The 14,376-nt window shown below is 62.2% G+C and carries 13 protein-coding genes; 10 read left to right on the top strand and 3 right to left on the bottom strand.

Annotated elements, in window-relative coordinates; translation table 11 throughout:
• Positions 1 to 228: 228 nt before the first annotated feature.
• Entirely contained in the window at positions 229 to 1,167 is a 939-nt protein-coding gene (locus LDB29_RS06010; protein ID WP_373886319.1) for a DUF2493 domain-containing protein, read from the top strand.
• A gap of 401 nt (positions 1,168 to 1,568) precedes the next feature.
• Here the strand turns inward: LDB29_RS06010 and LDB29_RS06015 are convergent, their stop codons facing one another.
• Together LDB29_RS06015 and LDB29_RS06020 are read right to left on the bottom strand one after the other, a co-directional pair.
• Complete coding sequence (locus tag LDB29_RS06015; protein WP_011950834.1) at positions 1,569 to 2,780, bottom strand: IS256 family transposase; 1,212 nt, start codon at positions 2,778 to 2,780, stop codon at positions 1,569 to 1,571.
• Positions 2,781 to 2,935: 155 nt separating this feature from the next.
• Positions 2,936 to 3,079: a hypothetical protein gene (locus LDB29_RS06020; protein ID WP_157009832.1), complete on the bottom strand. Its 144-nt coding sequence runs from the start codon at positions 3,077 to 3,079 to the stop codon at positions 2,936 to 2,938.
• A 382-nt stretch (positions 3,080 to 3,461) separates the two neighbouring features.
• Between LDB29_RS06020 and LDB29_RS06025 the strand changes: the two genes are divergently transcribed.
• The 5 genes from LDB29_RS06025 to LDB29_RS06045 all read left to right on the top strand — a co-directional run bounded on the left by LDB29_RS06025 (position 3,462) and on the right by LDB29_RS06045 (position 9,883).
• Entirely contained in the window at positions 3,462 to 3,692 is a 231-nt protein-coding gene (locus LDB29_RS06025) for a hypothetical protein (RefSeq protein ID WP_044662182.1), read from the top strand.
• Positions 3,693 to 4,115: 423 nt separating this feature from the next.
• Positions 4,116 to 4,418, top strand: a complete 303-nt coding sequence (locus LDB29_RS06030) for a hypothetical protein (RefSeq protein WP_044662183.1) — start codon at positions 4,116 to 4,118, stop codon at positions 4,416 to 4,418.
• Positions 4,415 to 6,421 (top strand): type IV secretion system DNA-binding domain-containing protein, encoded by a 2,007-nt coding sequence (locus LDB29_RS06035; protein ID WP_044662184.1) that lies wholly within the window; start codon positions 4,415 to 4,417, stop codon positions 6,419 to 6,421. The genes LDB29_RS06030 and LDB29_RS06035 overlap by 4 nt, the downstream gene beginning before the upstream one ends.
• Positions 6,418 to 9,363 (top strand): MobF family relaxase, encoded by a 2,946-nt coding sequence (mobF, locus tag LDB29_RS06040; protein ID WP_044662185.1) that lies wholly within the window; start codon positions 6,418 to 6,420, stop codon positions 9,361 to 9,363. The genes LDB29_RS06035 and mobF overlap by 4 nt, the downstream gene beginning before the upstream one ends.
• A complete protein-coding gene (locus LDB29_RS06045; protein ID WP_373886320.1) occupies positions 9,347 to 9,883 on the top strand; it encodes a lytic transglycosylase domain-containing protein in 537 nt (178 codons plus the stop codon). The genes mobF and LDB29_RS06045 overlap by 17 nt, the downstream gene beginning before the upstream one ends.
• Positions 9,884 to 10,013: 130 nt before the next feature.
• On the opposite strand, the gene LDB29_RS06050 is transcribed toward LDB29_RS06045, so the two are convergent.
• Positions 10,014 to 10,187, bottom strand: a complete 174-nt coding sequence (locus tag LDB29_RS06050; protein WP_171010022.1) for a hypothetical protein — start codon at positions 10,185 to 10,187, stop codon at positions 10,014 to 10,016.
• 756 nt (positions 10,188 to 10,943) lie between these two features.
• On the opposite strand from LDB29_RS06050, the gene LDB29_RS06055 reads away from it, so the two are divergent.
• The 4 genes from LDB29_RS06055 (at position 10,944) to LDB29_RS06070 (ending at position 14,300) form a co-directional block, all read left to right on the top strand.
• Complete coding sequence (locus LDB29_RS06055; protein WP_041380262.1) at positions 10,944 to 11,327, top strand: transposase; 384 nt, start codon at positions 10,944 to 10,946, stop codon at positions 11,325 to 11,327.
• Complete coding sequence (tnpB, locus tag LDB29_RS06060; RefSeq protein ID WP_011950829.1) at positions 11,324 to 11,671, top strand: IS66 family insertion sequence element accessory protein TnpB; 348 nt, start codon at positions 11,324 to 11,326, stop codon at positions 11,669 to 11,671. The genes LDB29_RS06055 and tnpB overlap by 4 nt, the downstream gene beginning before the upstream one ends.
• A 39-nt stretch (positions 11,672 to 11,710) precedes the next feature.
• Positions 11,711 to 13,285 (top strand): IS66 family transposase, encoded by a 1,575-nt coding sequence (locus LDB29_RS06065; RefSeq protein ID WP_373886338.1) that lies wholly within the window; start codon positions 11,711 to 11,713, stop codon positions 13,283 to 13,285.
• Positions 13,286 to 13,406: 121 nt separating this feature from the next.
• Positions 13,407 to 14,300: an AraC family transcriptional regulator gene (locus tag LDB29_RS06070; RefSeq protein ID WP_235600730.1), complete on the top strand. Its 894-nt coding sequence runs from the start codon at positions 13,407 to 13,409 to the stop codon at positions 14,298 to 14,300.
• The last annotated feature ends 76 nt before the right edge of the window (positions 14,301 to 14,376 follow it).

A 14,376-nucleotide genomic window follows, 5' to 3' on the forward strand; every position in this document is an offset into this window, starting at 1 on the left:
CGGGATGAGTTTACACGGGAAACCCCGGCGGCCTCAAGGACGACGGGGCCCCACCATTTTTTCTCGCGGGCGGGCGTCGGTACGCCCGTGCCACCTTCTCGCGCGCAAGAAAAAATCGTGACCCCCATCGCCGCTTCGCGGTCGTGGCTGCGCCACGATCCTTGACCCCGCCGAGGCGAGCCCGTGTCGAAGAGGAAACCTCTTGAAGAGCGAATGAAGGAGGTTCCGATGACTGACATGACCGACCGCGACGCTGCGCTGGATCGCTTCGCCGACACCTTTATCGAAACGACCGACGGTTACCGCATCACGCCCGGGGACGATGTGACGAGCGCGCCGATGCCCGACGCCGAACTGGTCGCCCGCGCCACCGAGTTGCTGGTCACGACCCTGTTCGACGTCCTGCGCGATACCCGGCTGGAAGCCATGGCGGACCGGATCGCGTGGGGGATCGTGCACAGCTTTCACAAGGTCGCTGGCCAGATCGAGGGGGAAGCGGACAAGGCGGCGATGGTCGTCCGTCGGCTCATCGAACAGAATGACGGGAGCGAGATTGGCAGCGTCGAGCTGGAAGAGGCACAGATGCTCTGCCAGTCACTCGACGAGACCCAGGACGCGCTGGCGTGCATGCGGGATTATGCCGCCGCGACCTATCATGCCGAGACCGGACGGCCCTGGTCAGCCCCGCGCGCTTCGCTGGTCTCCTCCAAGCGGACGGCATCGGTGCTGGCGGCGACCGACTTCCTGGCGGCGCGACGCAAGCGGCACATTGATGCGCGCGCGCCCAAGGGGCCGGTCGTGATCTTCTCCGGCGGACAGGTCTGGGAGGATCACCGGCTTCTATATGCGGCGCTCGATAGCATCAAGGAGCGGGTGCCAACGATGGTTCTCGCGACAACAGGGCAGGATAAGGGGTGCGACGCGATCGCGGCGGCTTGGGCGGCGCGTAACGCGTGTCATCTCATCCCCTTCAGCCTCGACCGGAAACTCGGAAATCGGGCGGGGTTCGCGCGGAACGAACAGCTGCTCCGGCTCCGTCCGGTAGAGGCGGTAGTGTGCCAGGGGTCGGGGCTGCAGAGCCATCTTGCACGCGAGGTGCGCAGGCTCGGGGTTCCGGCGCATTTCTTCGCCCTCGCAGATCAGCACCAAAATCGCGCAACCCGATAGGAGAGGTCGCGCAAAGGAAAAAGAGGCGGTGGAGCGCGCGACTCCGCCGCCTCTTTTTTTGTCGAGTGGGGGAAAGGTCGTCGCGCTCAGGGACCCGGACGAAGGCCGCAAGCGACCTCCGTCCGCGCCCGTCGCGCAACGATGCAGGGTCAGCCAGGCTGACCCTGGCCAGCTGCGCGCGGCTCCGCCGTGCTCGCTGCCGGGACAACCCTTTGGGTTGGTTTTACGGTGGGTTTATTGCCGGGTTCGGTCGCATCGATCGCGCGCAAGGCTTCCATCGCACGGTCGCCGCCGATGCGAATCGCGTGACCTAAAATATCGCGAAAGGCGCGCTCGCTCAGCTGCTCGGGTCGCGTCCGTCAATGTGGTGTAGAATTGGGTGTGGCCAGCGGGCTGCATTTTCAGGCGGCCTTGGGTGTAATCTGTAGCGGCTGTGCCTCCTCGATCATTGGTGTAGCAAGGGCGGCCATGCCCTCGATCTGCATGTAGCGGTGCTGGAGCTGGTATTCGTCATTCTGCTCCAGCAGGACGGCGCCGACGAGGCGGATGATGCTATCCTCGTTCGGGAAGATGCCGACGACATCGGCGCGGCGCTTCACTTCCTTGTTCAGGCGTTCCAGTGGATTGGTGGAATGTAATTTGACGCGGTGCTGCTCGGGGAAGGTCATGTAGGCCAGCACGTCGTGCTCGGCATCGTCCATGCAGGCGCCGAGCTTTGGCCAGCGGGTACGCAACTGGTCGGCGACCTGGCGCCAGACCTGTGTCGCGGCGGCATGGTCGGGCTGGAGGAAGACCTGGCGGATGGCAGCGGCGACGACGGTGTTCTGGCCCTTGGGCACGTAGGCCAGGGCATTGCGCATGAAGTGGACGCGGCACCGCTGCCAGGTGGCGCTGAGCACGCGAGTGATCGCTGCCTTGAGGCCCTCGTGGGCATCGGAGATGACCAGCTTCACGCCGGTCAGTCCGCGGCGTGCGAGGTCCTTGAGGAAGCTCGACCAGAATGGCTCGGCTTCGGAGGGTCCAATGTGAAGGCCAACGATTTCGCGCTTGCCCTCGGTGTTGACGGCAACGGCTATTATCGCGGCGACACTGACGATCCGCCCGCCCTCGCGCACCTTGAGGTAGGTAGCATCGAGCCAGAGGTAGGGCCAGTCGCCGGTGAGCGGCCGCTTAAGGAAGGCATGGACACGTTCGTCGATATCCTTGCACAGCTTGGACACCGAGGATTTGGAGATGCCGGTCATGCCCATGGCCTGCACCAGCTCGTCGACACGCCGGGTGCTGACGCCGGCGATCCACGCCTCCTGGATCACCGCGACCAGCGCCTTCTCGACGGTCTTCCTGGGTTCCAGGAAGCCAGGGAAGTAGGCGCCGGTCCGTAGCTTGGGAATCCTCAGGTTGAGCGTGCCGAGCCGGGTATCGAGGCTGCGGTCGCGGTAGCCGTTCCGCCAGGTCGTCCGGTCGCCGGAGCGCTCGTGTCGGCTAGCGCCGACCAGGCCATCGACGTCGGCCTCCATGATGATCTGTAATACGCTCTCGGCGATCGTGCGCAGGAAATCTCCATCTCCAGTCTTCGCCATCAGCTCGGCAAGCGGTAGTCTGTCGTCGGTCATCGGGATCAACTCCTCGGTGGGCGTGTGAAGTGTGGTAACTCCACCTTACCGATGAGCCCGGTGGCCACCGAGATCGAAATCGCATGGGGTGGGGCATGCCCCACCCCATGCGATCATCTCAATCTACACCAGAAATTACACCACGAGCGCGGACGCTAACGCTGCTCGACGGGGACATCTTCGATCATCGAGGCATATCTGCCGCGCAGAGCGCGGCGGGCATCCAGAACTTCTTGCGCGAGTTTGCGTTCCCTTGCTTCGAGATCGGCAAGGCGTTCACGCTCATTCATTTTGGGCATGCGTCATCCTTCACTATTCGGAAGGTCTGCCCGCCAGGCAGGATGATCGACGAAAGACGCTGGGAAGGCAAGGGCCATGATCGCTTCTATCTCGTAGCGCAGCGCTTGGGGGCACGGTCATAGGAAGCCTCCTGGCGCCCATCGAGGGCGCCCGAAGGCTGCTGCCGCGATATGGAAACTCTCTCTTATGAGTCCCAGCATGGCGGACGAAGCAGAGAGCCTCAAGGATCGACGGTTCCCCCAATTTTGCCGATCCCGGCGCTGCGCTTGGGCGTCGACAAAATCGGCACCCCCGTCGCCCGCTGCGCGGTCGCTGCGCGATCCTTGACCCTCTCTGCTTCGCCCACCCGCGCGCGCCTTCATTGCAAGAAGGAGCCGCAAGATGAACATCGTCGATATGACCATCCAGGAAATGGAGCGCCGCTGCTCGCATCTCGAAATGATCCTCGCCAGACGCGACATGTATGCCGAGATGATCGACTGGAGCGCGATGACGCTGCAGGAACGGGAATGGGACCGATGGGAGTATAGCTTCGAGATACATACGGAACTGTGGGAACTCGAGAACCGCCTCGAGACCTTGGTCGAACGCGAGAGCTGGACACCGTTCTGAGGGGGCTTGCCCCCCTTTTTTTTCCTGGTCGCGGCTTTTGCGGCCGGGTAGAAAATCCCCTTGCGGGGAAGCCACGCCCGTACCCGGTCGAGGCTGGCGCAGCGGCAAGCCGCAGCGAAGGCAGGACGCACGGCACTAGGCCGTTTTGTAATGCACCGTACGCACGGGTGCTGCGGGCGCGAATCGCCAGCATTTGCGCGGTTTTCCGGGCGAATACGCGTCGTCGCCTGATGGCACTGATTGACGCCGCCCGGCGCGCTTTGGCTGCCGTTTGGCGTGGGCGCTCGGCTAAGTGCTTGATCTTCCATGGCACCGTGTGGCTGCCGCCCTGCTTACATGTAATCAATTGAGAACAGGCTGAAATTCGAATATAAGGGCCGTGCTTCATCACGATTGGCCAGGCGACGAACAGGAGTTTGGCGCTTGCCCAGGATTACCATAAGGTTCAAGGACGCGCTCTTCGGGCGCCTTGTCTTCGGCGCTCAGGCGGCCGGCTCGACCATCCCCGACTATGTCCGGGACATCCTCAACCGCTATGAAGGCATGGACGCGGCGGGCTATCATGGCCGCTTCGACGAGGTGCAGGCGACCCTCATCCAGGTCTTCGCGATCCTCGCCGCATCCGTCGGCGCGCGTCGGCCCGATATCCTCGAGAAGGGGATGGAAGATGCCCGCGCCCTGCTCCTGGAACGGGGCCTTCTCGATCCCGAGGAGATGCAATCATGAGCATCTTCCGGAACGACACGCTCGGTTCATGGACGAGGGGCGGGCAGGCCATCGTCCACAATGTCCGCATGACGACGCAGGTTTTCTTCCAGACCTTGCTGGCGGGCATCGCCATCTGGGTCGGCGGAACCATCTGGTATGTGCTGGAGAAGTCCACCGACTATCAGCGGTTTGTGGCGGTCAAGATCGTCGAGGCGACGCTCAAAAGCGACGTACCCGGCGGTGCGCCGGTCCTGTTTCGGACGCCGTCGGGTCGGCAATATTGGACGACGTCCGATGCTTTGCTTGGCTCCCGCATCGCCAAGAAGACCCTGCAGGCGATGGAGCATCATCTGGTTTACGGCGCCGCTCTGGCGGGCGCCTTCGCCCTGCTGATGCTCGCCTGGGCCTGGTTCTATTTCACCCGGACGGGGAAGGGCCTCGGTTCTAACCAGTTCCTCCGTGGCGCCCGTTTCGGCACGGCCCGGCAGTTACAGAGGCTGTTATGGCGGAGCCGGAAGGGAAGCTTTGCGATCGGCGGCGTGCCCGTTCCCGATGCCTTCGAGCCCGAACATATCCTGATCTGCGGTGCCCCCGGAACCGGCAAGACCAACATCATCGTCAAGATGCTGGATGGCATGCGCAAGCAGGGCAAGCGGGCGATCGTCTATGATACGGCCGGCACCTTTGTCGAGAAATTCTACCGGCCGGGTCACGACATTCTGCTCAATCCGCTGGACGAGCGCGCCGACTGCTGGTCGCCCTGGGTCGATGTCCCGCGCGACTATCATTATGACCAGATCGCGGAATCGACGATCCCCGAAAAGGGCGGCGATCCCTTCTGGGCGAAAGCCGCGCGTGGAACGCTGGTCGCGGTCCTGCGCAAGCTTGCCCGGTATGAAAGGACGCTCGTGTCGGCGTTGCTCGAAACGGTGTTGCGCAGCCCCTTGAAGACACTGGCGAGCTTTGCCGAGGGGACGGACGCCGCCGCCTTCATTTCGATGGAAGGCGACCGGACGTCGGCCGGGATTCGGGCTGAACTGGCCTCAGTCATGCGCAGCTTCTCCTATCTCGATGATACCGCTGACGGCTTTTCGATCCGGGACTGGGTCGCCAATGAGGAGGATGACAGCTGGCTCTTCATCACCGTGAAGGCGGACCAGCTTCCCTCCCTCCGGCCCCTTGTTACCGTCTGGCTCGACATTGCGATCAGCGCCATCATGAGCCTGCCGCCCGACCGCAAGCGGCGTCTCTATTGCGTCATCGACGAACTCCCGACCCTTCAGAAACTGCCGTCTTTGAGCGACTTCCTCGCCCGCGCGCGCAAATATGGCGGCTGTGGAATTTTGGGGTTCCAGTCCTACCCGCAACTCGAGGCAACCTATGGCATTCAGGATGCCGCTGCGATCACCGGCTATTGCTCGACATGGGTGGCGCTCAGGGCCAATGACACCCCCACGGCCAAGCATGTCTCGGAAAATCTCGGACAGGTCGAGCAGGTCGAAGCCAATGAGGGCATGTCCTATGGCGTCAACGACATGCGGGATGGGGTCAATCTCTCCCGAATGCAGGTGACCCGTCCGCTGGTGATGCATACCGAGGTCACCAATCTTCCCAATCTTGCGGGCTACCTACGGTTCGGACGGAACCTCCCCGTGGTGCGGTTCACCGATCGCTACAACGCTCTGCCCAGTCCGCAGGCTGCGTTCGTCGAGCGGCTTGCGCCGCCCGTTCGATTGGACCCGGAAACTGAAGGGGAGGCCGCGTCCAAGCCTTCTGAATCGCCATCCAAGCGACGCCGACCGAAGAAAATGGAAGCGCCCGAACTCCCTCTTGAAGTGGACGATAGTGGCTCGCCCGCGCAGGACGAGGTCGGCCCGCAAGGTCCATCTTCCGATCCTGTGGAGGGTGACGCTGGAAACGTGGACAGTGGACTTCCCAAGCTGCTGGGACGGGCGAGCGGCTTTCGCCTCCGGCAGCATGGCCGCGCATCGGGTGACCGCAACGATGCGAGGCCGGCATGATGCATCCGCGCCGCCTCAAGGGCTCGCCGGGCAATATCGCCCGCTATTATGCCATCGGGGACTATTATACGAAGGGCGAGGCCGAGCATTCCTCCTGGGGCGGCAACCTGGCGGGCGAACTCGACCTTTCGGGCGATGTCGATCCTGAAACCTTTCGGTCCCTGCTGGCCGGCAAGGTCGCGGGCCAGCAGCTTGGCCGCCATCGGGCCGAGGGGATCGAGCATCATCCCGGCTGGGATTTCGCGATCAGCGCGCCCAAATCCGTTTCGGTGATGGCGCTGGCCATGGGCGACGAGCGGATCGTCCAGCTCCATGAACGCGCGGTCGATGTGACGCTCGCCTATCTTGAGGAGCATGCCCAGCTGAGGAAACGGGAGGAGGGCAAGATCGTCCATGAGACGACCGGCCGGCTGCTCTGGGCGCGGTTTACAGAGCATGCGAGCCGCGAACTCGATCCCCATCTCCACACCCATGTCGTTGTCCTCAACATGACGAACGGGCAAGAGGGCGATCCGATGGCAAGCCTCGAGACCCGGGCCATGTATGCCGTGCAGATGACCAACGGGCAGATCTACCGCAATGAACTCGCCCATGGTCTGCGGGAGCTTGGCTATGAGATCGACTTCGATCCGCGCCGGGGTCTTTTCGAAATCAGGGGCGTCCCCAAGACCCTCATTGAGGAGATGTCGCAGCGATCCCAACAGATCAACGAACATGCCCAGCAGCATGGCCTTTCCGGGCAAGCGGCACGCCGCCAGTCTTTCTATGCCACTCGCGGCGCGAAGGTGAAGATCGGGATCGACGAACTGCTGATCCAATGGCGTGGACGTCTGGGCCCCCATGAGAAGCCGCTCGAAGCCGTGCGGCAAGGCGCCGAACAAGTGGGCGAACATGCTGTCCCGGTCGACCGGGTCGATGCCGCGCGTGCCGCCTTGTTCGGGATCAAGCAGTCTGAGGGAAAGGAGGCGGTCAACGCGCTTGGCCGACTTTTTACCACTGGGCTGGCGTCCCATGTCGGGGAGGTTCGGTTTCAGGATCTCCGACCTCTGATCGAGGCCCATGAGGAAAGGCGCAAGCTCCTCGCGACCCGCGGACAGACAGGGGACGAGATATTGACGCGGGGCCGGACGAGCCGCCGGACGGTGCGTCTGGAGCAGTCGCTTGCCATGCATCTTGCCCTTGCCGTTGGGGATGGTCGGCCTGTGGCGAGCGCCGATCGTCTGCTTCCCGTGCTGGAACAGGCGGGGCTTTCCCCGGAGCAGGAACGTGCGCTGGTGGACATGGCGACATCGAGGGACCGGGTCACGGGCCTTCACGGCGTCGCGGGAGCGGGCAAGTCGACGCTCATCCGCTCCCTGAAGGACGCCGCGCTGCCGGGCACCACCTTCATCGCCCTGGCGCCGACATCCTCCGCGGCGGCGGAATTGGGCGAGAAGGCGCAGGTTGAGTCCCGCACCGTGGCGAGCCTTCTGGCGGGCGGTGGATATGGGATCAGCGGCAACCATGTGCTCGTACTCGATGAAGCAGGGCAGCTCGGAAACCGCCAGGCCTTGCGAGTGCTGGAGATCAGCCGGGCCACCAGCGCGCGCCTCATTCTCCTGGGTGACAATAAGCAGACGGGCGCGATCGAACAGGGAAAGGCCTTCTGGCTCATGCAGAAATTAGGGATGCAGACTGCCGAGCTTACCGAGTCGCGGAGGCAGCAAACAGAGGCGATGCGGGAAGCTGTCGCGCATGCTCGGGCAGAAAATTATGCCGCCTCGATCGGTCGGCTCGACAAGGTGGTGAGCGGCGAGGATGCCGCCGACCTCGCCAAGGGCGTGGTCGCGGAGTGGACACGTCTCAGCCCCAGGAGCCGCGCCGCGACCAACATTCTCGTTCTCGACAATGCGTCCCGCCTCATCGTCAACAGCAAGATCCGGGAGGTTCTCCAGCGCGAAGGCGTCGTCGCGGCCGAGGAGACCCGTTTTTCGGTCCTGACGCCGGGCGGGCATAGCGACCAGGAGAAGCGGCTGGCGCGCTTCTATTCGGGCGGCCAGGTGGTGACCTTCAGCCGCGATCAGGCAGGGGCGGGCCTCGAGCGGGATGCCGAATATCGCGTTGTCGGGGTGGTGCGGGACACGCAGGGGCGGCAACGCGTCCGGCTGGTGGACGAGCGGGGACGCACCCATCTCTGGGATCCCCGCATGGCCAAATCCTCGCAGGTCAATGTGTTCGTGGACGAGCAAAGGGACCTGAGCGAAGGCGACCGCATCCAGTGGCGCCTCGCATCGAGAGAGCTCATGCTCAAAAATGCGGAGCGCGGGACAGTCGAGAAAATCGAGGGGAGTTTGGCAACGATCCGCTGGGATCGCGGCAAGCGGGTGCAGACGGTCGATCTGTCGAAGCACAAGACATGGGATCATGGCTACAGCGAAACCGTCTATTCGGCACAGTCCAAGACCTATGACCGGGTCTATGTCCTTGCGCCGATCGGATCGCCGCTTGTGAATGCGCAGAATTTTTACACGGCCATTACCCGCGCCCAATACGGCGTGAAGCTCTGGACCGAGAATCCCGAGAAACTGGTCGAGAAGCTTGAACAGCGATCGGGAGAGAAGACGTCGAGCCTCGAAGGGCTCGGGCGCCTGGAACGGGACCATCGTGATCGCCTAGCCGCTCGTCATATGCGCCATCTCCAGCAGCTCAAGGAAGACCAGGAACAGGAAAGGCGTTTGCGGGCTGACCGCCAGCTTGAACGGCAGCTTCGCGCCCAAGGCTTCAGGGAAAGGGGTGTGGCCGATCGCCTTGCCGATCGAGCGCAAAAGGCGTTCGAGGCGTTAGACCGCCATCTGCAATCCTTTTTGAAAGGCCGTGAGAGCGAAAGAGCCGACGCCGTCCACGCGGTCGAGCAGCGAGCAGGCGATCGGGGACAGGAGGGTGGCCGTGGCCTGGATCGCTGATCGGCGCTGCGCCTGTTTGATCCCGCTTCTCCTGATGCTGTTGTCATGGTGCGAAGCGGCGTCAGCGGCACGGCCACCAGAACCCGAGGTCGCGCGCTGCATCCGACAAGCGGCGCGTGGGCAGCTATGGCTTGAAAAGACGCTCTGGGGATTGCGCGATCAGGAAGCCGGTTGGATCGGCTCGGAAATTCTGAACAGGGATGGAAGCCATGACCTGGGGCCTCTCCAGATCAACAGTTGGTGGGTGCCGAGGATCGCCGCGCTCATAGCTCGACGCGAGGGGGAAGTCCGGCGCTGGCTGCGATTCGATCCCTGTTTCAACGCCGAGGTGGCGCGCTGGATCTTTCTCGACGCACTCAAGATGAGCGGCAATTATTGGAAGGCGGTGGGCATCTATCACAGCCCAAACGGCATTCGCCAACGCAGGTATGCAGCGTTGGTTGCGGTTCATCTGCAAAGGCGGTTTGGGACCAATGTGTTCGGGAGGCGGGCCGTCACGCTGGCGCGGCCAGTTCCCTGATTTGCCTCCTGGGGAGAGCCTCCTTGGGAACGGAGGCTGAATGTCGCAATGTGAAACCGTGCGTTGGCGGAGAGGCAGGCGCGGTAATCTCAACGGTCCGCGGCCCCCATGAGACAAGGAGGTGTCCCGCTTATTCCTCCTGATTCGCGGCGGTTCCGTTGGCAAGCGCGTCGCTGATCATCGCCGCCAATGTTTCCTCGGCGCGACCGCGAGCGGCTGCATCCCTGGATCCCAGATCGTGACGCAGCCATTGCGGCGTGCGCTCGATAACTCTTAAGATCGTAGCGTTCATTTTTTCGTCCATCCGCGAAACCTATGACGGTGGAGCGACGGCTGTGCAATGGAGCAAAGCTTGCTAGTTCTGAGGGGGCTGCTGGGGTGCTTTGGCGCTTTTGGAAAGGCGTGGGTCGTACAGGCACAGTCATTTCACCGATCTGCACACCTTTTCGTATGGATCGGCCGCTGGCAGCGGCCGAGCTTTTGACTCAGTGTGTGCCGCTGGACATCCATGAGCAGGAGGTCTCGTTTCACTGGGCCCCTTTTTGCTATTCACTCGGTATTCACTCAGTTTTTTTGCGCGTTAGGCAGCCGACTATCCCTGGAAACTAACATTTCAAGGCTTGCGCCAAGAATTGTTGACTTAGCTTTCGCTCAGTCCTCTTGCCGTGACCAGCATGACGCAGATGTCGATTTCGTTTCAGTGAGCCAATAGTCATGAAGCAGCTAATCGATCACTGACGCACCAACCCTACGATGTCGCACTCGTAGATCGCAAAAACGCAACCAAAATTATTCTTGACGCCGGTTTGGTTAAACGACTGGGAAAGGTCCGTCACCTCACCCACCGCTGGCCCTTCATCGCTTCAATCCGATGATCACGCGCCGAACCGCAAGATATTGCTCGAGTTGAAGAACTTCTGAATCGTAAGCGGGGTCTGGCGACCGCCTTGCGCAGCGCCCATTAGCCGGGATGATTGCCGCTCTTTAAGCGGGGTGGCCGGTGTCGGACGAGATTGAAGATTCAGCGAGCAGCGCAGCGACTACTCATACGAGCGGTCGTATGAGTAGTCGGATAGAGATCGTTAGCCGGGTGTCAGGCCGGCGGCGGTGGACGGTAGAGCAGAAGCTGGCCGTGCTGCAGGATGCATTCGGCCCGGAGGGCTGCGTGCGCGCGGCCTGTGAACGCCATGACGTCGGCAGCGGCTCGATCTACACATGGCGGCGACAGGCGATGTCCGGTGAGCTCGCCGGGGTGCGCAAGTCGATCAAGCCTGCCTTTGCGGAGGTGCAGATCAGCGATCAGCTGGCCTTGCCTGGGCCAACGGTCGCAGCACGCAGCGAGGGAGTGATCGGCATCGAGCTGCCGTCTGGCATCAGGGTGAACGTGGACGCCACCGTCGATGCCGATGCCCTGTCGCGGGTGATCGGCGTCCTGACGCAATGATCCCGCTGCCGCCCTCAACGCGGATATTCCTGGCCTGCGGCGCAACAGATATGCGTAAGGGTTTTGACGGCTTGGCTGTGATGACGCAGCAAGTTCTGGAGCAGAGCCCGCATTCCGGTGCGCTGTTCGCCTTTCGAGGGAAGCGCGGTGATCTGGTAAAGCTGCTCTGGTATGACGGTCAGGGCATGTGCCTTTTCTCCAAGCGGATGGACCGAGGCCGGTTCATTTGGCCATCGACCAAGACCGGTTCGGTGGTGATGACGGCGGCCCAGCTTTCCATGCTTCTGGAAGGCATCGACTGGCGGCGGCCGGAACGCACTTTCACCCCGTCACTTGCGGGCTAAAACGCCCATTTTCCGGCGCTTTTTCTGGCATTGCGGCGTCTGTTCCGCTATAGGGTCGCGGTGTCGGACGCAGGCCTTTCCACCGCTGATAAAGACGCTCGGATCGCCGAGCTCGAAGCTGCTTTGGCGGCCGCCCACGCCGATATTTCTGCCCGCGACATCCTGATCGACACGCTGCGCGTGCAGATCGCGCGCCTCAAGCGGATGCAGTTCGGCAAGTCGTCCGAGAAGCTCGACACTCAGATCGCACAGCTTGAGCTTGCGCTCGAAGAGCTCGAAGGCGAGGCCATCGTCGCCGCCGCCCGCCGGGCCGATCCGGCAGAGGTTGATCGGCCGTCGCCTGTTCGTGCGCTGCCTGCTCATCTGCCGCGGGAGGAACAGCGGATCGAGCCCGAACGGGGCAGTTGCACCTGTCCAGATTGCGGCGGAGCGCTGCGGCCTCTGGGGCAGGATAGCGACGAGATGCTCGATGCCGTGCCAGTGCAATGGCGTGTCGTTCGGACCATCCGGCCCAAGTATAGCTGCCGGTCCTGCGAGAAGATCGTCCAGGCGCCCGTGCCGGTAAAGGCGATAGCGCGCGGCAAGGCGACCTTCGGCACGCTGGCCCACGTTGTCGTCTCCAAGTTCGACCATCATCTGCCGCTTTACCGCCAGGCCGAGATCATGGCTGCGCAGGGGGTCGAGATCGACCGATCGACACTGGCGGGCTGGGTAGGACAGGCATCCGTGCTGCTCGACCCGATCGTCAGTCGCATTCGCGAGGTGGGCCTCACCGCCTCAAAGATCCATACCGACGATACGCCTGTTCCCATGCTTGATCCGGGCCGGGGCAAGACGGCCACCGGCAGGCTTTGGGCTTACGCCGTCGATGATCGTGGCTCGGGCGCTACGACCCCCTCGCTCGTCTGGTATGAGTTCACCACCGATCGCACCGGTGCGCATCCCCAGCGTCAGCTGGCCAACTTCGCCGGCTACCTGCAGGCTGATGGTTACGCCGGTTATGACAAGCTCTACGACACGAACCGCGTCACCGAGGTTGCTTGCTGGGCGCATTTCCGGCGGAAGATATTCGACATCCACGCCACCAAGCCGACGCCGCTCACCACCGACCTGCTAGAACGCATCGGCCAACTCTATGAGATCGAGGCAGAGGTTCAAGGCCAGCAACCCGAGATCCGCCGACGAAGCCGGCACGACCGCACTCAGCCGTTGATCGATGAGCTGCGGCAAGCACTTGACGATGCCCTGCGCCGCCTCTCGCCCAAGTCCGAGATGGCGAAAGCGATCGCCTATGGTCGCAAGCGCTGGGTGGCGCTCACGCGCTTCCTCGATGATGGGCGTCTGGAGATCGATAACAACATTGCGGAGCGTGCCATGCGATGCGTGGCCTTGGGCCGTAAAAACTGGCTGTTCGCCGGATCAAAGGCAGGCGGCGATCGGGCGGCGGCCATCTACTCCGTTATCGAGACCGCAAAGCTCAACGGCCTCGAACCACAGGCCTATATTGCCGACGTTATCGCCAAGATCGCCGGCAACTGGCCTGCCGCTCGCTGGGATGAACTCATGCCCTGGAATTGGCGACCAGATCAGCAACCGATCGCCGAAGCCGCCTGATCTGCGGCCTCCAGCCCACGCTTACTCTGAATCGGACACTAATAAATTAGCTTCTCTCGATATGATCGATATATTATTCTCGCGATCGGCTGGGAGAAAGTGAGGGGGAGCAACAGCTGATATGCTTACAAGACCTTATGATTCTGACCGTCATCCTGAGGGTACAAGCCTGGACTTCATATTCCCGCAGGAATTCGAAACGTCTCTCGAAGCGGCGAGGGCTACAGTTGGTGCGCGCTTTGAAGTCCGGCGGTTTTTCTGGCGAGAACGAAACGAGATCGTCTTCACGCCGCCCTGCAGCTATTTCGAATTGACCCGCTTCCCGTCTATGGGCAGATATCTCGCATCTGCTCGCGACTTTTGCGAGCAGGGCGAGGTACGCTTTTATCCGGCCGCGTGTCCGTTCCAAATGCATTGGCAGGAACGCGAGCAAAGATCGCTATTTTGCAGAATAGATATTCCCGCGATCACTGGATTGCCCATGGAACTTTCCAATCAACAATTGCGCGACACCATAGACATGCGCAATCCCCATGTCAGGGCACTGCTTCTAAGGGCCCAGCAGGAACTGGTGGCGCCGGGGCTGTGTTCGCAACTCATTCTGGATTCGATCAGTGTCGGCCTCGCAGCTGAAATGGTGCAGCAATTCGGTCCAGAAACCCAACCGGAGTTCAACAGTCGCCGGACGTTCGACCAGCGCTATCTGGCTGGCCTTGTTGCACATATCCGGGAGCAGCCCGGCAGGGTCGAGATCGGGCAGTTGGCGGCGGAACGTGGCATCAGCGTCCGCCATTACGAACGCCTGTTCCGCACCGCGACGGGCGAAAGTCCCGCAGCCTTTTGTCGCCGTCATATGCTCGCTCTGGCGAAGGACCTGCTGATGGACCGATCGCTTCTGGTCAAGGAGATCGCCTATCGCTGTGGTTTTGCCAATACGGCAAGCTTCAGTGTGGCGTTCCGCCAGATAGAAGGGTGTTCGCCGCGGCAGTTCCGTGACCGGCTTTTGATCCACTGAACGCCCACTGATGTAGCCGCAATTTTCGACATCTGTTTCCGATAGGCGACATCGATGGCACCTGGGCTTTTCATCG

Source organism: Sphingobium sp. CFD-2, from assembly GCF_024611135.1.
Classification (GTDB): domain Bacteria; phylum Pseudomonadota; class Alphaproteobacteria; order Sphingomonadales; family Sphingomonadaceae; genus Sphingobium; species Sphingobium fuliginis.